19 protein-coding genes and 1 riboswitch are annotated in these 19,130 nt (G+C 41.0%); of the genes, 9 read left to right on the forward strand and 10 right to left on the reverse strand.

Features of this window, described 5'->3' with window-relative positions:
• Nucleotides 1-455: 455 nt before the first annotated feature.
• Both N9I19_RS15250 and N9I19_RS15255 read left to right on the forward strand, forming a co-directional pair.
• Nucleotides 456-884 (forward strand): cell wall hydrolase, encoded by a 429-nt coding sequence (locus N9I19_RS15250; protein WP_061465376.1) that lies wholly within the window; start codon nucleotides 456-458, stop codon nucleotides 882-884.
• 149 nt (nucleotides 885-1,033) lie between these two features.
• Nucleotides 1,034-2,494 carry a PAS domain-containing sensor histidine kinase gene (locus tag N9I19_RS15255; RefSeq protein WP_317778283.1) on the forward strand — a complete coding sequence of 487 codons (1,461 nt, stop codon included), beginning with the start codon at nucleotides 1,034-1,036 and terminating at the stop codon, nucleotides 2,492-2,494.
• A 37-nt stretch (nucleotides 2,495-2,531) separates the two neighbouring features.
• Here the strand turns inward: N9I19_RS15255 and N9I19_RS15260 are convergent, their stop codons facing one another.
• Nucleotides 2,532-3,524 (reverse strand): NADPH:quinone oxidoreductase family protein, encoded by a 993-nt coding sequence (locus tag N9I19_RS15260; RefSeq protein WP_317778284.1) that lies wholly within the window; start codon nucleotides 3,522-3,524, stop codon nucleotides 2,532-2,534.
• 161 nt (nucleotides 3,525-3,685) lie between these two features.
• Here N9I19_RS15260 and N9I19_RS15265 point away from each other — a divergent pair, with 161 nt between their 5' ends.
• The gene (locus tag N9I19_RS15265) at nucleotides 3,686-4,126 is read left to right on the forward strand and encodes a peptidylprolyl isomerase (RefSeq protein WP_089361807.1); all 441 of its coding nucleotides are present in this window, start codon (nucleotides 3,686-3,688) and stop codon (nucleotides 4,124-4,126) included.
• Between the two features lie 469 nt (nucleotides 4,127-4,595).
• On the opposite strand, the gene N9I19_RS15270 is transcribed toward N9I19_RS15265, so the two are convergent.
• Nucleotides 4,596-5,534: an oxidoreductase gene (locus N9I19_RS15270; protein ID WP_317778285.1), complete on the reverse strand. Its 939-nt coding sequence runs from the start codon at nucleotides 5,532-5,534 to the stop codon at nucleotides 4,596-4,598.
• A gap of 123 nt (nucleotides 5,535-5,657) precedes the next feature.
• Complete coding sequence (locus N9I19_RS15275; protein ID WP_317778286.1) at nucleotides 5,658-6,428, reverse strand: sulfite exporter TauE/SafE family protein; 771 nt, start codon at nucleotides 6,426-6,428, stop codon at nucleotides 5,658-5,660.
• Nucleotides 6,429-6,654: 226 nt separating this feature from the next.
• On the opposite strand from N9I19_RS15275, the gene N9I19_RS15280 reads away from it, so the two are divergent.
• Nucleotides 6,655-7,437, forward strand: coding sequence for a TrmB family transcriptional regulator (locus N9I19_RS15280; protein WP_317778287.1), 783 nt, complete (start codon nucleotides 6,655-6,657; stop codon nucleotides 7,435-7,437).
• An 89-nt stretch (nucleotides 7,438-7,526) separates the two neighbouring features.
• On the opposite strand, the gene N9I19_RS15285 is transcribed toward N9I19_RS15280, so the two are convergent.
• On the reverse strand, nucleotides 7,527-7,880 hold the full coding sequence (locus N9I19_RS15285; protein WP_317778288.1) for a hypothetical protein: 354 nt from the start codon (nucleotides 7,878-7,880) through the stop codon (nucleotides 7,527-7,529).
• A 271-nt stretch (nucleotides 7,881-8,151) separates the two neighbouring features.
• On the opposite strand from N9I19_RS15285, the gene nagZ reads away from it, so the two are divergent.
• Nucleotides 8,152-9,396: a beta-N-acetylhexosaminidase gene (nagZ, locus tag N9I19_RS15290; protein ID WP_317778289.1), complete on the forward strand. Its 1,245-nt coding sequence runs from the start codon at nucleotides 8,152-8,154 to the stop codon at nucleotides 9,394-9,396.
• Nucleotides 9,397-9,485: 89 nt separating this feature from the next.
• On the forward strand, nucleotides 9,486-9,674 hold the full coding sequence (locus N9I19_RS15295; protein WP_089361802.1) for a hypothetical protein: 189 nt from the start codon (nucleotides 9,486-9,488) through the stop codon (nucleotides 9,672-9,674).
• 27 nt (nucleotides 9,675-9,701) lie between these two features.
• On the opposite strand, the gene N9I19_RS15300 is transcribed toward N9I19_RS15295, so the two are convergent.
• The 3 genes from N9I19_RS15300 to N9I19_RS15310 all read right to left on the reverse strand — a co-directional run bounded on the left by N9I19_RS15300 (nucleotide 9,702) and on the right by N9I19_RS15310 (nucleotide 12,242).
• Nucleotides 9,702-9,827: a hypothetical protein gene (locus N9I19_RS15300; protein WP_317778290.1), complete on the reverse strand. Its 126-nt coding sequence runs from the start codon at nucleotides 9,825-9,827 to the stop codon at nucleotides 9,702-9,704.
• A 114-nt stretch (nucleotides 9,828-9,941) separates the two neighbouring features.
• Nucleotides 9,942-10,343, reverse strand: a complete 402-nt coding sequence (locus N9I19_RS15305; RefSeq protein WP_056523115.1) for an SET domain-containing protein — start codon at nucleotides 10,341-10,343, stop codon at nucleotides 9,942-9,944.
• 273 nt (nucleotides 10,344-10,616) lie between these two features.
• On the reverse strand, nucleotides 10,617-12,242 hold the full coding sequence (locus N9I19_RS15310; protein WP_317778291.1) for a M4 family metallopeptidase: 1,626 nt from the start codon (nucleotides 12,240-12,242) through the stop codon (nucleotides 10,617-10,619).
• 470 nt (nucleotides 12,243-12,712) lie between these two features.
• On the opposite strand from N9I19_RS15310, the gene N9I19_RS15315 reads away from it, so the two are divergent.
• Both N9I19_RS15315 and N9I19_RS15320 read left to right on the forward strand, forming a co-directional pair.
• Nucleotides 12,713-14,197 carry an amino acid permease gene (locus N9I19_RS15315; RefSeq protein ID WP_317778292.1) on the forward strand — a complete coding sequence of 495 codons (1,485 nt, stop codon included), beginning with the start codon at nucleotides 12,713-12,715 and terminating at the stop codon, nucleotides 14,195-14,197.
• Nucleotides 14,198-14,510: 313 nt separating this feature from the next.
• Nucleotides 14,511-15,035 carry a hypothetical protein gene (locus N9I19_RS15320; RefSeq protein WP_061465365.1) on the forward strand — a complete coding sequence of 175 codons (525 nt, stop codon included), beginning with the start codon at nucleotides 14,511-14,513 and terminating at the stop codon, nucleotides 15,033-15,035.
• A 102-nt stretch (nucleotides 15,036-15,137) separates the two neighbouring features.
• Here N9I19_RS15320 and N9I19_RS15325 read toward each other — a convergent pair whose 3' ends face one another.
• The 3 genes from N9I19_RS15325 to N9I19_RS15335 all read right to left on the reverse strand — a co-directional run bounded on the left by N9I19_RS15325 (nucleotide 15,138) and on the right by N9I19_RS15335 (nucleotide 18,086).
• On the reverse strand, nucleotides 15,138-16,313 hold the full coding sequence (locus tag N9I19_RS15325; RefSeq protein WP_317778293.1) for an MFS transporter: 1,176 nt from the start codon (nucleotides 16,311-16,313) through the stop codon (nucleotides 15,138-15,140).
• Between the two features lie 155 nt (nucleotides 16,314-16,468).
• Complete coding sequence (locus N9I19_RS15330) at nucleotides 16,469-16,771, reverse strand: ArsR/SmtB family transcription factor (RefSeq protein ID WP_061466270.1); 303 nt, start codon at nucleotides 16,769-16,771, stop codon at nucleotides 16,469-16,471.
• A gap of 211 nt (nucleotides 16,772-16,982) precedes the next feature.
• A complete protein-coding gene (locus N9I19_RS15335; protein ID WP_061465363.1) occupies nucleotides 16,983-18,086 on the reverse strand; it encodes a 5-methyltetrahydropteroyltriglutamate--homocysteine S-methyltransferase in 1,104 nt (367 codons plus the stop codon).
• A gap of 309 nt (nucleotides 18,087-18,395) precedes the next feature.
• Nucleotides 18,396-18,497, reverse strand: a riboswitch (SAM riboswitch).
• 175 nt (nucleotides 18,498-18,672) lie between these two features.
• Here N9I19_RS15335 and N9I19_RS15340 point away from each other — a divergent pair.
• Nucleotides 18,673-19,101 carry a hypothetical protein gene (locus tag N9I19_RS15340; RefSeq protein WP_317778294.1) on the forward strand — a complete coding sequence of 143 codons (429 nt, stop codon included), beginning with the start codon at nucleotides 18,673-18,675 and terminating at the stop codon, nucleotides 19,099-19,101.
• The last annotated feature ends 29 nt before the right edge of the window (nucleotides 19,102-19,130 follow it).

Below are 19,130 nucleotides of genomic sequence, written 5' to 3' on the forward strand. Positions count from 1 at the left end.
CTGTTCGTCTATGGATTTTTGCATGTCCTGTACGGCTCCAGCGACATTTACAGTCGCCGGTTCCTTGAGACCAAGTTTTACCTTATATTTACCGAACGAACAACTGTTTAGAACTAAGGAACGGGTGTGCGGGACTCCTGCGGAAAGCGAGTGCCCTACGTTCCAATCAACATTCAAAAGTTACAAACCCTCAAAAAAACTGTAGACAAACTCAATTATTTATCGAGTTTGTCTACAGCTTGAAGGCGGCACAATATGTGTCGCCTCTTTATATGTAGAAAGAAAGTATTGGCCCCGCCTTCGCCAAATACCATGATAGCCACGCGTGCTACCCAGCCTTACTTAAGTATAATGTTTTAATATTGATGGGACGTGTACTTTATATGAAGGTTTTGTGAAAAAACGGAGTATTTTTCCATCTCTGGGGCATAGGATGAAAAAGTGGAGGTGATAGGATGGCTGTTGTAAAGAACACTGCTGCCGATCGTGCCTTATTGGCAAGATTGCTTAGAGCTGAAGGCGAGGGTGAAGGTGATCAAGGCATGTTGATGATCGGGAATGTAGGGATCAATCGGATTAGGTCTAATTGTTCCGATTTCAAAGGGTTGAGGACGATTCCAGACATGATTTATCAGGAACATGCCTTTGAAGCTGTGCAGAAGGGGTATTTTTATCAACGAGCAAGGGAAAGGGAAATAAGGCTTGCACGTCGCAGTATAAATGGTGAAAGGCTATGGCCCTCGAAATTTAGTCTATGGTACTTCAGGCCACAGGGAGATTGTCCGGCAACCTGGTATAATCAGCCCCTCGTTGGGCGTTTCAAGCTTCATTGCTTTTATGAACCAACAGGTGCAGAATGTGAAAATATTTATAGTACATTTTAAGGAAGAGGCTGAACCTTATGGGGGTTTGGCCTCTTTGTGCATCAATCTTTAAATAGGATAATATCATATGATAAAACTGGCAAATGATTTACTGATACTGTAAAATTGAGACTGTAAATTTCCGGATAAGAAAGGAATAAAAAAATTTGATGAGTAAAAGGCTTATTAATTATGGACAAGGGCAAATGGGAGAACAGTCGGTGGATGATACACTTAAGTCATTCATGGAGAACAACCCGGACGCCATATCCATTGTTGATCTGGAAGGAAAGACCCTTCAAGTAAATGCCGCTTTTGAAGAGTTTTTCGGTTGGAAGAATGATGAGCTCATTGGCATGCCATATCCAATTATTCCTGAATTCTTGAAGGAATCAGCCAAGGAATTGCATGACCAAATTAAGGCAGGGTTAAAAAAGAAAGGCTTTGAGACGGTCAGGCAAAGGAAGGATGGCCGGTTAATCAATGTGAGCATCTCCCTGTTTAATATCCGGGATAATGAATATGAGCCGTCCGCACTGGTCTTCGTTTATCGGGATATCACGAACCAAAAGCTTGCTGAAGCTGCCTTGAAGGAAAGTGAGCAAAGATATCGCAGTTTAGTGGAGGTGTCACCTGAAGCGATTTTTGTACATCGTGATGGGATAATAGAGTATATGAATCCCATGGGGGCAAAAATGCTGGGGATGGATAGTGTGGAAGATATTATCGGTAAGTCGGTCTTTCAGTTCGTTCACCTGGATTCCCGGGAAAGTGTACAAAAAAGAATCGAGATAATGAGGGACGATTATCAGGCGGTTGGTTTACTGGAACAAAAGTTCATTCGACTTGACGGACAAGTATTTTATGGAGAAACACTCGGTCTTCCGATTATTTATAAAGGTCATCCAGCCATACAGGTATTCTGCAGGGATATTACGGAGCGTAAAAAAACCGAAGAGCTGCTTTGTAAATCCAATATGTTATCGGCCGTTGGACAAATGGCTGCGGGTATCGCACATGAAATAAGAAATCCATTAACTACGGTCAAAGGATTTTTACAATTATTAAGCGAATACCCTGAGCAAAAGGACTATCTTGAAATGACGGTCAGCGAAGTTGAGAAAATTGAAATGCTGGCCAATGAATTTTTAAGTTTAGCAGAGCCTGAAGCGAAGGTTTGTGAATCGATTCAGCTTAACGATATTTTGGATAGTGTGATTACATTAGCCGAGTTTCAAGCGATATTGTATGATGTTGAAATCATCAAGGAATATAATACGGGTTTGGGATCGGTCATTGGCGAACCGAATCAGTTAAAACAGGTTTTCACGAATGTCGTCAATAATGCGATTGAAGCCATGCCGAAAGGCGGCAAACTTCATATACAGTTAAACTATGAGGGAGTCTACGCGATGATCCGATTCATTGATCAAGGCTGTGGAATCTCAAAAGAGCGCATGAAGCATTTGGGGCAGCCTTTTTATAGCACCAAGGAAAAAGGAACAGGGTTGGGGCTCATGGTCAGTACTAAAATCATTCATGGGCATAATGGGGAAATTCATTTCAGTAGCGAAGTGGGAAAAGGGACGATTGTAGAAATCATTCTCCCCCTCAATGAGAGCTCACAATGAAAAGTGACGAGAAGCCATGCTTTCGTCACTTTTTGGATTATAGCTTAACGATCGTTCTGCCTCTTGCTTCCCCTTTTAATAGGGTAGGAAGGATGTCAGGCAATTCTTTAATAGTAATTTCCTGTTGAACGAGCTGTTCTAAATGTGCAAGTTTAAAGTCGGTGGCAAGGCGATGCCAAACTTGCAATCTTGTATCCATCGGGCAATTGACCGAATCGACCCCAAGTAAATTAACACCTCTTAAGATGAATGGAAAGACGGTGGCAGGAAGGCTTGTGCCAGCTGTTAATCCGCTTACCGCCACAGATCCGCCATACTTGATTTGGCTAAGGACCGAGGCTAACGGTTCACCGCCGACGGGATCTACCGCCCCGCTCCACTTCTGTTTGCCAAGTGCCCGAAGCTTGCCATCATATACATCTTCACGGGATACAATGGTCGTCGCGCCGATTTCCTTTAGGTATCCATGTTCCGATTCCTTTCCTGTACTTGCTTCCACTGAATAGCCAAGTTTGGCAAGGATCGAGACAGCGAAACTGCCGACCCCGCCAGTTGCACCAGTGACGAGAACGCTCCCTTGATCAGGAGTGAGGTTATTTTCTTCAAGGCGGAGAACTGATAAGGCAGCAGTGAAACCTGCAGTTCCGATGATCATCGCCTCTTTCAGTGTAAGGCCATCAGGAAGTGGAACGATCCAATCTGCAGGAACGCGGGCAAATTGACTGTAGCCGCCGGATTGTGAAACGCCAATCCCATAGGAGGTCGCAATGACTTCGTCGCCTTCCTGAAACCGGGAATCCTCAGATGAAACGACTATACCAGCCATATCAATTCCTGGAACGATCGGATAGCTGCTGACAATGTTTCCATTCGGAATGCTGGCAAGGCTATCTTTATAGTTCACACCGGAATAATGGACACGGATGAGCACTTCCCCTTGCGGCAAATCATCAAGTGATAGTTGCTGAATGTTAACGGAAAATCGATCATCTTGCTTGTTTACAACCAATGCATCAAATTGCTGTAACATGGTTCGTTCCCCCTTTTATACTGAATCTACTCCATTATAGAAGAAAATACGTCAAAAAGTATAATGATGAAATTCGAAATAAGTAGCGCTTCCTTTTCTTTCTACTTCTAAAAATGTTACTATTAGATTTGATTCAGTTCATATTAAAGGAGATGTTTTACATGGCTAAAAAAGGATACATACTTATGACAAATGGAGAAAAGATCGAATTCGACCTTTTCCCGAACGAAGCACCGAACACAGTGGCTAACTTCGAAAACTTAGCAAACACAGGATTTTATAATGGTGTAGTCTTTCACCGTGTAATCCCTGGTTTCGTAAGCCAAGGCGGAGATCCTACAGGTACAGGTGCAGGCGGAAGCGGCAAGCAAATCAAATGTGAAACAGTAGGAAACCCTCACAAACATGAGGCAGGCAGCCTATCGATGGCACACGCTGGAAAAGATACTGGCTCAAGCCAATTCTTTATCGTGCACGCGCCACAACCGCATCTTAACGGTGTTCACACAGTATTCGGTAAAGTGACATCTGGACTTGAAACGGCTAAAGCTATGAAAAATGGCGACAAAATGGAAAAAGTCGAAGTTTTTGACGCTGAATAATGGAAGTGAAAAGAGGGGGCATATGCTCCCTCTTTCTTTTTGCTATTTAAAGGGCAGCAGACTTAAACTATAAGCCCATTTTGTATAGTAACTAATGAAAGTAAACCTATTTGAAGAAATCTTTTCATTAGAGCAAAACAAATATAGAAAGAACCCTTTTCGGGGGCCATTTCTCGCTGTCTAGAACTTCGGCTTTGATTGTCGGTTTTACTTCTTTTGCAGGAGCATGGTTAAGAATGACACATACCCATTGTTCCAACACAAAGATCCCAGCTACCACTTTTGTTCATGCTCCCCACTCCTTTTTACATCTTTACAATAGAACCACCTGTGGATCCTTTATAATTTCCCCATACCGTCTGTTTCTTGTCTGTCCTAATTCATGACCCTTTTTAAATGTAAATCAGGGGGCAGCATTTTTGTTAGAGATACACATATACGAAAAGAGGGAACCCTTTAAAATATTGAGTCATTTTGGCGTAATGCTTTCACTGAAACAATATTTGACCCCTGACATGGTTTCCGAAATATCCCATAATCTTTTCGAAGTTTCTTCATTATACAAGGTATCGATGATAGTATCTTTTCTAGGAAAGCCTTTTCTGCTTTTCTTTCCATCGGGTCCGATATACTCCCCGCCTGTTAAGGTTGGTTCCGTTGCGGCATAAAGAGTGGGGAGTGCTCCCATATTTGCCGGCTGGGTGAAGGTTTTGGAAAGAAAGTGGACGAACCTATTCATGGGTTTGCCAGATCCGCGTGACATGAGATTAGTATGGGCAAGGCCTGGATGACAGGCAACGCTAATCGGGTTTGCTTCATGCTGGTTGAATTTGTTCTGTAATTCGCGGGCAAATAGAAGATTGGCCAGCTTGCTTTGCCCATAGTATTTCATCGGTTTATAGCCGTTTTCACCATTTAGATTTCCGAAGTCTATGAATCCATTGATGGCGGCCAAGCTGCTCAATGTGACGACCCGCGATTTTGGTGTAGAAAGGATACGCGGAAGAAGGAGGCCTGTCAAAGCAAAATGACCGAGATGGTTGCTGCCGAATTGCAGCTCGAAACCATCCTTCGTTTTGCTGTATGGCGGAATCATCACACCTGCGTTATTGATAAGGACGGAGAGTGAATCATAATTTTCGTTAAAGGAATCAGCAAAATGCCGAATGCTGCTTAAATCACTTAAATCCAGCTGCATCACGCGTACATTCGCTTTAGGATGCACCGAGATGATTCTATCGACCGCCTTTTCACCCTTAGAAGCATTCCGGACGGCAAGAATGATCTCTGCCCCCTTACCGGCCAGGGCAAAAGCCGTTTCAAAGCCAAGTCCACTATTTGCACCAGTAATCACAATGGTTTGCCCTGATACATCGGCCATATCTTCCCCATTCCACTTTTCAATCATCCAAATCACACCTTTCCACACATTCTATACCTATCATATACCCAAATAATTCCTATATGTCACATTCTGTGGAGGGAATCAGGTGCTGTATTCTATTTTTCTGATGTAACCGGAATTTTTTAATTAGCCGCCCATTAAGTAATCAATTATATTTTTCATGATCAGGATGACGGTAACGATGATGAATAATACTCTTACATATGCCACTCCCTTCTTAATGGCGAATTTAGAACCTGCCAATGCTCCTGCTATCATGGAGATCCCCATCGGTATTCCATAGGAAAAGTTGACGGTATCAAGAAATATGAACATGATCAGTGCTGCCAGATTACTTCCGAAGTTTAGAAATTTTGCGTTTCCTGCAGAGTGCAAGAAATCAAAGCCAATCATTAAAAAGGCAAACAAAATGAAAGATCCCGTTCCAGCCCCTAAAAATCCATCATAAAAACCAATGGCAAATATAGCGAACGCAAATAGTGCTGCCTTTTGCCATGTGAGCCTCTTGTAAGTCGATTCTTGTCCCCAGTCCTTTTTTAAAAAGGTATAAATGGCTATAGCTAGTAAAAGAACTAAGATCAGTGGTTTTAATAATTCGGGTGAGACGAAATTGACGACCCAGGCACCCAGTAACGATCCTATAAAAATAAATGGGAAAAGTTTGGCCACGAACCGAAAATCGACCTTACCTGAACGAATGAAGGCAATTGTACTTGTTAAAGACCCCATGGAACTTGCTAACTTATTCGTTGCAATCGCTGCTGTTGGGGAAAGTCCAGAAAATAATAAAGCGGGTATGGAAATCAGGCCACCACCGCCGACCACAGAATCAATAAATGCTGCCAAAAAGCCAAAAAACATCAGCAGCAAGAGTGTTGAAATTTGTATATCTTCCATCCAAGAAGCCTCCGTATCAAGGGCATTATGGCCGAAATGCTTGCTTTTGCGGCAGCCATAACCCAAAGTATTTTAATTAGTCACTATTTAGATAGTAACTAATTAAAATCTTTCTGTAAATAAGAATATGATGAGTTATGTTCCCATACCTTTTGAAATCGAATAGATTTCGATAGGAGATTTGGTATGATAGGCATATAACTTACTTAATGCACTAGGAGGTACTATGCAAGATATCATTCAAAAACTACAGTCTCTCGGGTTTAGTCAATATGAAGCAAAGGCTTATGTTTCTTTAGTTCGCCAAGGTCCAACCAGTGCCTATCAAGTAAGCAAGGAATCTGGAATTCCCAGGGCACGTATCTATGAAATATTAAATGGACTTCAAGAAGAAGGAGTCGTATTAAAAGAGGAAATCAATGAATCGATACAATATTCACCATTACCAGTCGATGTGTTTTTGGAATCCGTCCAATCGAAATGGAACAATACCTATCAATCCATCAGCCATACACTAAAGCAATTCGAGAAAATCGAGCCCATGACCGACAATCGTGTAATGACGCTTAAGGGTGAAGCGCATATCCTATCCTTTTGCCGTACTTTGATTCAAAAAGCGGAGAGAAGGGTGGTAGTTTCCTTATGGGACAAGATGTATGGGAAACTTGAACAAGAGCTTAAGGGGGTAGCTGCACATTGCACTCTCAAGGGGATTGTATTTCAGGTTGAACACCCATTATCAGGTTTAGATAGACATCGTAAAACCAGCTATGTGGACAATATAGGAGAGAACAAATGGTTCATCCTATCCATTGATGGCAAGGAGACGATTTACGGCCCTTCTTCGGAAACGAGAGAAACGGCGTTTTACACAGATGATCCCATTCATATTAATTTTCTCGAAAATTACATTTGGCATGATATCCTCGTTAACCGCTTAGTTAAAAAGGACGAAGAAGATGCTGAGAAATGGATTTCGAGGGAAAGGGACCGTTTTTTCTCGCTATAGCAGTTGGAACCATATGAAAAAAGCTGATAACCCCTTATGTAAGGGGATATCAGCTTTTTTATTATTTATTATCACAGTATAAATCAGAGTCATCTGGATAAAAGGGTTTTAGGAAATCTAATCGCCGTCGGTAAGTTGGATTTATCTCGATAAGACCTGTACGACACAATGATATGGTCATGCGCTAGAACATCCAACTGGAGAATTTGTGAGCTTTTCATTTCCACATAGTACGTAACACCTTCTTTTTGTAAATGATAAAAAGAAAAGGGTATACCTAAAAGGTCTTTCCTGATTAGTTTTGTTTCAGGCTGATTGATGATGCGCTCACTCAATTCCACTATTGTAACAGAAGTTGTTCCTGTAATTGTTGTTATTTTTTCTTTTGCATAATCGACTGCATGACTGAAGGTTTCGGCAAGATTCTTCAAGATTCCATCCATGGGGGCATCTCCTTTGAAATAGGGTATGTATGTAGTATGGTACGTGGCAAATGCTTTATGCAAAAAATACTCAATGATGCTATAGAATTGTCCGTTTATGAACATGATTAAGAGAGTGTTCTACGAAATCATGTTGTCAGGTGTGGGATAAATAAATACGCAGTTAAGGAAGGACGGGCAGTATGAATGATGAAGTACTATTTGAAGAGGAAGAATCAATGAAGAAAAGAAACGCTTTTGAAATGCAAGGCCCCCAAAAGAAAGGCAAAGCATGAAGAAAAAAAATATATATTTGGGTCTGGCCTTTATCGCAATCCTCTCTTTTTTTTCAGTGTTGTTCATTCAGTTGAATATGGATGCGAATTCTAAAGAGGGTAAAGGGAAAGACTTCGATGCCAACACGGATAACCATGAGAAAATAGAAAAAATGCTCGAAAAAATGACGCTTGAAGAGAAAATCGGACAGCTTATGATGGTCGGTTTCAAGGGAACTGAAAAAAACAGTGAAATTACGGAGCTTATCGAACAAAAACATATAGGGGGCGTCATTTATTTTGACCGCAATATGAAATCGCCTGAACAAGTGGCTAAGTTATCCAATTCGCTACAGCAAACAGCCGATCAAAGCTTACATCCGCTTCCGCTCATGGTGGCCGTCGATCAGGAAGGCGGGGACACAATCCGGATGAGGGAACGGGTATCGCCACTCCCGGCGCAAAAGGACCTTGGGAAAAATGCATCTGTCGAAGACATGTACAAGGTGGCAAAATTGAATGGGAAAGAACTTGGTTCAATGGGGATTAACATAAATTTCGCCCCTGTTCTTGATCTATCGAAAACGGATGAGCGTTCATTTGGAAAAGATCCGGAAAAGGTCTATCAATACGGAAAGAAAGCCATTCAAGGCTTTAATGATGTATCCATAACTGGTGCATTGAAGCACTTTCCAGGAAACGGACGCAGCGAAATCGATCCGCATGTCGAAACATCGTCAGTGGAAACAAACCAACTTGATCTAGAAAACTCGGATATTTATCCTTTCAAGCAAATCATAAGTGAAATGGATAACCAAAAGTTTTTCGTGATGGTGACCCACATTAAATATCCAGCCTATGATAAAGAAAAACCTGCAAGCCTTTCTAAAGTCATCATAGAAGACCTGCTTCGGGGGAAACTTAAGTATGAAGGGCTTGTGGTCACGGACGATTTGGAAATGGGAGCTGTGAACAAGTATTTCTCTTATGAAGAGATGGGGAAGCAAGCAATCCTTGCAGGAGCTGATTTATTACTTGTCTGTCATGAATACTCCCATGAACTTGAGGTATATAACGGATTACTCGAAGCTGTAAAAGCAGGAGAAGTTCCAATAGATAGAATTAACGAGTCAGTGAAAAGAGTGTTGACATATAAATTCTACACTATGAAGCAAACGAAGGCAGACCCGGATCAAGCTGAAAAAGTGGTGAAAAGCCCTGAAAGCATAAAGTATATTGAAAGTCTGAATTTGGATAAATAAAAGGGAAACCGCACACAACAGGATGCTTTAGTTTAAATCAGTTGATAGAGGGAATACTAACTATAACTAACTTGAAGGAGGAAATTCACATGCCATCAAACAAAATGATTGGAACCGTCCTGATAGGAGCTGCAGCATTTTTAATGCGCAATAAGAAAACTCGTGAAAAAACCATGAGTCAAATAAAATCGCTAGCCACACCGGAAACCATTGATAAGGTTAAGAGCCAACTCCAATCATTAACTAAATCAAAATCAAGTGACCCATCCGCTCATTAAGATGAAAAACCCCATCAGGTTGCTCAATCATGCAATTTGATGGGGCTTTTTTTCATTGCTCCCTTTTTGATCAAACATCTTCACTTTTCCATTCTTCCCCCGATCCGACTGGTTAAAAAAAATAACGGTTAATGGCGTGTTACCTGACTTCAAAGAAGACCTCCATTAATTAGAATCCGGTGAAAGGAAAATGAAAAGCACTCGTTTCTTCCGAAGACCTTGGACAGGCCTGTCAAAAGTACAAGTGCTTTCATGAATGATCAATGATCATTCAGCTTCATCTTCACCATTATCTTCTTTATTGAACCAAAGCGGATCCTCATTATCGACTTCACCATTATAATTAATCAGGATTTCTTCTCCTGCCTTTATGTCAGTGTAAGCAAAGAAATCAAACGTATGATTCTTAAAGTTGATGTCGTACGTAGCATTTGGTGTATAAGAGTGATTAAACAGCATGCCATAACCTAAAAGCATGGCAGTATGGTTAATTCCATATTCAAATGCATAATCAGCAAGCAATGTTTTCTCTATGAAAACATGCTCCTCGTTTGGGTAAGCAATGACAGGTGCTTCATGCAAAAGCTCACCTTTTTTAATGTCTTGTGTTGCGAATACGCCTCTATTGAACTCACCATCACTGAGTGTGGAAGTTTTAACTTCAATCATGTTCGTCACCTACTTGTTCTATTCAATATAGTCCAGATCATCTAAGCTTGACAGTTAATAAGGAGAAAAGCAACTATTTTACGGAAATAATCATTTTCACACTCATTTTGGGAATTTATTGAGGCCCTACCTTTTATCATAGGTTCCGTGTGACGGAATAATTCACATGAAGGCCGAAAAAAGTGATCATTCGGCCGGAAAATATATATACATACAAAAAACACCTCCGCTAGAAGTGAAGCTAGGGAGGTGTCGGTCATATAGGTAAATCCCTTAATTCACACCGACAGCTGTAAAGGCATTTTTGACAGCTGTGACTTCTGCACTGCTAGAACCGTATAAATCAGAGGCCGCTTGTACGACTCCAGCTCTGGCTTGTGAAAATGTCGACGAGGAAGTTAAATAAATCGTGTTTGCCCGGTAAAAGATGGTTCCCAGTTTATCGATGCCAATCCCGGATACGCTCACACCATGGTGAGTTCCGCCTGCAGAGATTAAATAAGCTGCCTTATTTATGATTCCGCTGTTCGTGTGGACTCCGCCATTATCACCCGTTCCTGTATAACGGTTTGAATAATGGTCAGGGTCACCATTCAATGTTGGATTAGCCATTGAACGAAGTGCATCACCGGAAATGTTAGGTGTGTAAATATCTTCTCCGATCAAATAATCGGCTTTGGCACTTTGATTCTTAAATTCTACGACAGTGCCAAAAATATCAGATATCGCTTCATTCAATGCACCGGATTCATATTGATAGGTAAGATCCGATTCAGTGGAAGTCACGGCATGCGTCAGTTCATGTGCAACGACATCGAGACCGCCGGACAATGGGATGAACGTCGTGCCATCTCCATCACCGTAAACCATTTGGGTGCCATCCCAAAAAGCATTATTGTATCTCGAGCCATAATGGACGGTTGATTTCAGGATGGTTCCATTACCATCATAAGAATTCCGGCCAAATGTGGATTTGTAATAATCATAGGTTTTACCTGCATAAAAATGGGCATCCACCGCAGCTTTATCGGTAGAAGTAGTAAAAGCATTTGTCGTGTTGGAAAAGAGTGTACCAGGCAATCTTGAACGGTTATTGGCGTTATAGGTGAAAATGCCTTTGCCGCGTGTATTGTCTTGTAAATAGTATTGACCGTTGGATAAGGTAGTGTTCAACGATACGGTGTTGTTTAAGACACCAGTGCCCGTTCCGACGGAATTGGTTCCCGTCACTTCATCTAGTGTATTGTATTTATTCAGGATTTTACCCGTTTTGACTGAAATGAAATAATTATGATTTCCAGGTTCCGGACTTAAGAATTTCAAATTGACTTTATATACATAATCGGCCTTGCCTTCATTTGCGTATACATATAGCTCAGATTCAGGTGATTGTTCGTAGGCAGGAGTGAACCCCAGATCGGCTTCAGCTATTTTGATAGCTTCTGATTCACTGATGCCTTTTTTAGCCTTTTTCCCTAACTTCGTGTTTAGATTGGCTTCAACCGTACCGGACACGACGGTCAATACACCTTTAGCGTCAATCAATACGGCTTGTGTGGAATTCCATACTGGTACGCCTTTATAGGTTTGTTGCAATTTAAGGACGGTATTGCCCAGTTCATCCTTGCTTTCTTTCTCGATCGTGAAGGAGTCCTTCGCCTTTTGCTTTTCTAGCTTGTAAGACTTTTTGTTCTCATCAAAAAAGGTAAGAATGATATCTTCTGCCGTTTGCTTTGAGGGTTCCGTAAGCTTCCCAGACTTGTATTCTAGCGAATCCCTATGCTTATTGTACTTTTCAACACTTAACACGTTTTTTGCCGCTAAAGCTTCTTGATGGGGAATGGCAGAAAATAATAGACCGATGGATAGTGCAGTTCCTAAAAATACCTTACCTTTCATAAACACTCAACTCCCTCATGAGAATACCTCATTTTTGCATCATTTCATATTATTATCAAATGGAGAAAACTCGCAAAAAATATGACATTTAAAGGTAGAAAATGGAGAAAAATGGTTTTTGATAGATTTATTATTTCTGAATATTCTTACAGTAATATTTTAATTATGTAAAAGGATCTTAATATTTACCCCGTTAAAAATCCTGCTTTTTTATAAGTGCAAAAAACCGTGGCATAAAGTGCAAAAAAACGTGGCGTAAAGTGCAAAATATTTTGTCTATTTAAGTCGTTTTTTTTTGATAATTTGTTGAATATTGCGGTTTTTTAATTCTGGCATAGAACTTGCATATATATCAGAAAAGGAATATTCGATTGTAAATTAGCTCTATTTGAAAGTCGATGAAATAGGAAAATTTATTAAATGGATTTCCCCATAAATGAAAGCGCTTATATAGAAAGGGATGAAAATTTATGATACCAAAACAAGAAAACGACATCTTACAGCATCCTCCAAAGCAAGAAGAACAGGAATTAAAGCGCGGTTTAAAATCTCGTCATTTAACGATGATTTCCATTGGAGGGGCTATTGGCACCGGACTGTTTCTTAGCAGCGGGGCAGCTATCCATACAGCTGGACCAGGCGGCGCATTACTTGCTTATGCCTTAGTTGGGGCAATGGTGTACTTCGTGATGACCAGCTTAGGGGAACTGGCCGCCTTTATGCCGACAAGCGGTTCATTCAGTACCTATGGAACGAAATTCGTCGATCCGGCATTTGGGTTTGCCTTGGGATGGACGTACTGGTTCAATTGGTCGATGACCATAGCGGCTGAGTTGTCAGCCTCAACAATGATCATGAAATTTTGGTTTCCGAATAGTCCATCGTTGTTGTGGAGTTCATCATTCTTGGTGCTCATTTTCCTATTAAACTACTTATCCGTTAAAGGATACGGTGAAGGGGAATACTGGTTTTCCTTCATAAAAGTAACGGCCATCGTTATTTTTATAATCGTTGGAATACTAATGATTGTCGGCATCATGGGTGGAGAAGCAGTAGGTTTTAAAAACTTCACAGTCGACGACGCTCCTTTCCCGGGTGGATTCATGGGTGTCTTCATCGTATTCATAGCGGCTGGCTTTTCTTTTCAGGGTACCGAAATTGTCGGCGTGGCTGCCGGTGAAAGTGAAGATCCTGCACGGAATATACCAAAGGCCATTAAAAGTGTCTTCTGGAGAATCCTGCTCTTTTACGTATTGGCAATCTTTGTGATAGGACTGCTTATCCCTTATACGAATTCAAGTTTACAAGGGGATAACGTCATGGTAAGCCCGTTCACGCTCATATTTGAAAAGGCTGGTGTGGCCTTTGCAGCTTCGCTTATGAATGCCGTCATTTTAACAGCGGTATTATCAGCAGGTAACTCTAGTCTATATGCATCTACGCGTATGTTATATTCAATGGCAAAAGATGGACAAGCACCGCGCATTTTTGCAAAACTTAATAAACGCGGCGTACCGGTTGCAGGAATGATTTTGACGTGCTCCATCGGAATGCTAGCCTTTTTAGCTTCCGTATTCGGTGATGGTAAAGTGTATATTTGGTTAATGAATGCGATTGGAATAACAGGATTTATCTTTTGGCTCGGCATTTCCATTAGCCATTACCGTTTCCGCAAAGCATTCATCGCTCAAGGCAATTCTTTGGAGAAGCTTCCATATAAGGCATTATGGTTCCCGATGGGGCCAATCTTCGCCATTTTAATTGGCATGATCGTCATCCTGTCCCAAAATATCCAAGCATTTTTCTCAGACCAGATCGATTGGGGCAGTGTTATAGCTGCCTACCTAGGAATCCCGCTTTTCCTTGGCCTTTGGCTTGGCTATAAACTGGTAAGAAAAACTAAATTCGTTAAACTTGATGAAGTAGAATTTGACTTTGACAAAAAATATGAATGAACAAGCGTAAAGTAAAATCAGTCGGACAATTAAATTGTCCGGCTTTTATTTGTTTATCAATAGGCTCATATTAAAGGCCGAAAAAAAAGGAGTTAGGACGAATAAAGTGGAGATAGGACGAATTAAACGGAGATAGGACGAATTAAGTAGGAGTCCGGTCGAATTGGAAACAGCCAAATTTAAGTTGGTGGATGAAGAAATTGTTCTCTTATCATTATGGAAATCCACACATACCTGCTGTGAAAATTTACTAGTTATAACTAATGTGGGCAGGGTATCAGAGTAGCATCCTGGTAAGGAGGGTTGCTTAAACATGTTTGGTCTCTCTGATATCATTAAATTTCTATTTTCCTTTTTTTTGATCATGCCAATCGTTACGCTGATACATTTGAGCGGGCATATTTTCTTTGTTACGATCTTTGGGGGATCAGAAAAGAAGATCTTGATCGGTTGTGGTAATAAACTTTTCGCCTTTCGGAACATAGAGGTGAGGAAATATTATTTTTGGAATGGGACTTGCGAGTTCAAGGGATTAAAACATGATAATCGATTGACGAATACGCTGATATATTTAGGGGGGGCTATCTTTAATTTAGTCAGCATGCTGATCATATATAGCTTAGTGTATCAGAATATCCTGGACAGCTCGGTGATCTGGTATCAATTCATCTATTTTTCTTTCTATATTATGTTTTTCTCCTTGTTTCCGATGTATTTCGCGGACGGGTCGCCTAGTGATGGGAAGGCTGCGGAATTGGCCTTGAGGAACAAGCTGGAAGATAGGGTGACGGATGATATATTTGTGAAGAAAATGGATGATGATGATAGCTGCAAGTAAAAAGGGGACGTGCTAGTGACCGTTCCTTTTTTGTTTGCTTTCAGCTTTAGGATTTATCATAAGGCTAAAATCTAGCCTTATGATGAATGTTTATATAACGGTCTAGGATTTTATGGATTGTGCTATTTTACTGCTTGACGATGAACTTGAAAGGACCAGAACTATGACCATGGCAATGGCAACCCCTGTTGCACCGATCCAGGTTATGGAAGCAAGGGATACTTGTTCTACAGCAACACCGCCGATTCCAGCACCTGCCGCCATGGCCAATTGCATCATCGACTGATTCAGACCGAGCATGACTCCTGATGATTCAGGTTCAAGGGTCGCTAAATGATATTGCTGTGTCGGCCCTGATGACCATGCTGCGAACGACCATAATGTAAGGATTATCAAAACGCCCATCAATGAATTCGTAACGATGGATAACATGATGATCATCATAATATGCAGCGCCATACCGCCAATTAGTGTAAATGATACACCCCATCGATCCGTACTATAACCGCCAAACTTTGATCCGATCAAGCTTGCAATACCGAATATAAGCAAGGCCGTGCTAAGTAGAGAGTCACTTATCCCTGATACGGATAGCAAGTAAGGGGATAGATAGGTATAAGCTATCGAGTATCCGCCAAGCCAGAAGAAGGTTATCGATAATCCAAGGGCAACTTTCCTTTTTTTAAGAAGGGCCAGCTGCTGGAGAAGTGGTACTGGTTTATCCCCTTTGGTAGGAGGAATGGTAAAGAATAAAACGATCATGGCAATCAGGCCGAATAGGGCGATTCCGCCAAAGACGGATTTCCACCCGAATGCATCTGTCATGATTCTTCCGAGAGGTACGCCAATGATAAGGGAAGCTGTAAACCCCATGACAACTGTCGCAATAGAACTTGCTTGTTTATTTGGCGGAGCAAGCTTAGCGGCAATATTCAGAGCGGTGACTACAACCAATCCTGCACCAAGTGCCATGATTATGCGTGCAAATAGAAAAGGTCCAAAGCCTGGTAATAGAAAGGCAAGCAGATTGGCCACTACGAATAGTCCAAGGGAATACAACATTAATCTTCGTCTGTCTAAACTTGCTGTCAAAGCCATGAGAATGGGTGTACCGATTGCGTAGACAAGGGAGAAAATTGTAATGAGCTGTCCTGCGGCAGCAAGGGTCACTCCAAGAGAATCCGCAATCTTATCCAAAATTCCGGATATGATGAATTCGGATGTTCCTACTAAAAAACTGATAATCGCTAACATGTAAATTTTCCATGTATTAAGCAAAATAGATTCACTCCTCATTAATGATTATTAATTTTATATAAAGACATATCGCAATATGTTAATATGTATGAATAAAAAATAAACATATCGCGAAATATCGAAATGTTAGAGAGAAAAATGAACCCAACCCTCTAAGGTACGGATCAGGTTCATTTTCATACTTCTTCTTTCAAGAAATCAGTAATTTTTGAGATTGCCTCTTCATCTCGTTTGTAATACGTAAACTTTCCTATCCGCTCCGTTTTAATCAATCCTGCTCTAAGAAGCATCGAGAGGTATTGAGAGGCCGTGGACTGGGTCATGTTTAATTTTTCGGTAATCTGACTTACGCAAACGCCGGTTTCCTTCATGTCTATTCCCTCATGAGGGGTGAAGTGGAGTTCAGGCGCCTTGAGCCATTGTAAGATTTGCAACCTGGATTCATTGGATAATGCTTTAAATATCTCGATTGTTTTCATACATTTCATTATATCGAGAATTATCGATATGTCAAATGGTTTTATCATTCATCGTTAGTTTCATAAATAGCAAAACTTGATACCGTTATCTAAAGAGTCATTAAAGGAATGGAAATGTATTATTGCAAGAACCTAATCGGCTCCCTTATCAGTGCGGGCCGATTAGGTTGTTCAAATCCTGTAAATCAGAATTAAAGTCTCCGCTAAAAAATCATTTCCATACTTCTTTTGCTACATCAACGACGAATTTCAGCTTTTCCCATTGCTGTTCTTCGGTCAGCTTGTTGCCGTGATGGGTGGAGGCGAAGCCGCATTGTGGACTTAAGCATAATTGTTCGAGAGGAACGAAGTGCGAGGCTTCTTCAATGCGTGCCTTAACAGCTTCCTTGTCTTCGATTTCTCCATTTTTTGAAGTGACGACACCCAGTACGACCCGTGCACCGCCATTTGGAATGTATTCCAATGGCTTGAAATCTCCTGAGCGTTGATCATCATATTCCAAGAAAAATCCATCCACTGTTTCTTTTGCCAATAAAGTTGGGGCGATACGGGCATAGCTTCCTTCAAACGCCCAAGTCGACTGGTAGTTCCCACGACATAGGTGTGTAGTGACGACAAGGTCTTCTGGTTTGCCTTCCAATGCGCCATTAATTACGCGAAGTGCAAGATCGATTAATTGTTCCCTCGTATATTTTCCATCTTTGAACTGGAAGTCTGGAGCTGAAAGTCTGGCAATATATACATCATCCAATTGAAGATAACGTACACCTGCTTCATAAAAAGCCTTCAAAGCATGCTGATACGCTTTGATGATATCATTAGCATAGTCTTCAATATCAGGGTAGATGTCTTTATTATGAATGCCTACAGCAAATAATTGATTCGGACTGGGAATGGTTTGCTTGGCAACGGCGCGTCCGTTCACGATTTTGTTCAATTCAATGAAATCGCGAATGAAGGGATGTTCAGGATTGAATGAAACCTTCCCGGTATTGCGAACGTTATATCTCTCTGTTTCCACACCATCGAATGTGAGACCTTTTTCAGTCACATATCCCTCGATGCCATTTAAATGTTCGAGGAAGTCAAAGTGCCACCATGTTCGTCTGAACTCACCATCCGTCACGGCCTCTAATCCAACTTCAATTTGTTTTTCGACAATCCGATTGATTTCTTCGGTTTCAACTTCACGAAGCCGCTCTGCTGAAATGGTACCTTCCTTAAATTGCTTTCTGGCAATATGTAAACGTTCAGGTCTTAATAAACTTCCGACGTGATCGGCCCTGAATGGTGCCTTCGTTAATGTGATTGACATGTTGCATTCCTTCTTTCCTTTTAAAAATAGGCTCTTTTCGTAAAGATTGTTGTTTTTAAAACGAAACTATTTAAGGTTGATTGGAGCGGAAGTTCGAGACTCCTGCGGGAGCAGCGGGACAGGTGAGACCCCACAGGCGTTTACGCCGAGGAGGCTCACCGCCCGCCCCGCGGAAAGCGAGCATCTGGAGGGGAAATCAACCACAACTCACTACCTGGTAAATAGCAACAAAGTATGTGAAAACAGCCTAAAAATAAAACACCTCTTCTTAAAAATAAGAAGAGGTGTTGGCAGCAAAGCTATATACTCTTCTTATCTTCAAGTTTCTACACTTCTGGAATTAGCACAGTACATGATCAGTCTGTTGCTGAGGCATCAAAGGGCCAGTCCCTCCACCTCTCTGGATAAGAGTTGTCTATTAAATTAATTAAGACTATACAGGTAGTTTTTATAAAGGTCAAGTAATGAAGGTGGAAGATTTCGAATATACCGATTATTAATATGGGCTGAAATGTTAACTACATCAGGGAACCCGGCATATGCTATAACCGACGTTTCATTTGAGCGGCAGGAGGGGAATGCAAGGATGAGTACATTCAGTCCATTCAAAAATGGCATACCGATAACGGTAACTGAAGCCATGATAGAGAAAATCTTAAGAATGAAATCATATGGTCAGGATATTAAAGTCGAGATTACGCCAAAGCATATAGTGCTTTCCGGAACGATGGAAGTGAAAAAAATGATGTTAAAGAAAAACGTAGCTTTCCGGATTACATTAAAACCGCTTCATGTGGAAAAAAGAACAATTTTATTTGAATTAGTGGAAATGGAGCCTATTGACAGGAATTTCATTAACCAAAGGATATTTAACAAACCGCCATTTTTTGAATTCGAAAATAGAACGATCAAAATGAATGTTAATGCTTGGAACATCGTGAGAAAAATCCCCGTTGGCACAATTAAATCATATGAGCTGGTCGAAGGTGCATTGAAAATGAAACTTTCAATATGATGGATCGTTTTTAGCCACAATATTTAAAG

The organism is Peribacillus sp. CSMR9, from assembly GCF_033141925.1.
In the GTDB taxonomy this organism is placed as follows: Bacteria; Bacillota; Bacilli; order Bacillales; family DSM-1321; genus Peribacillus; species Peribacillus simplex_A.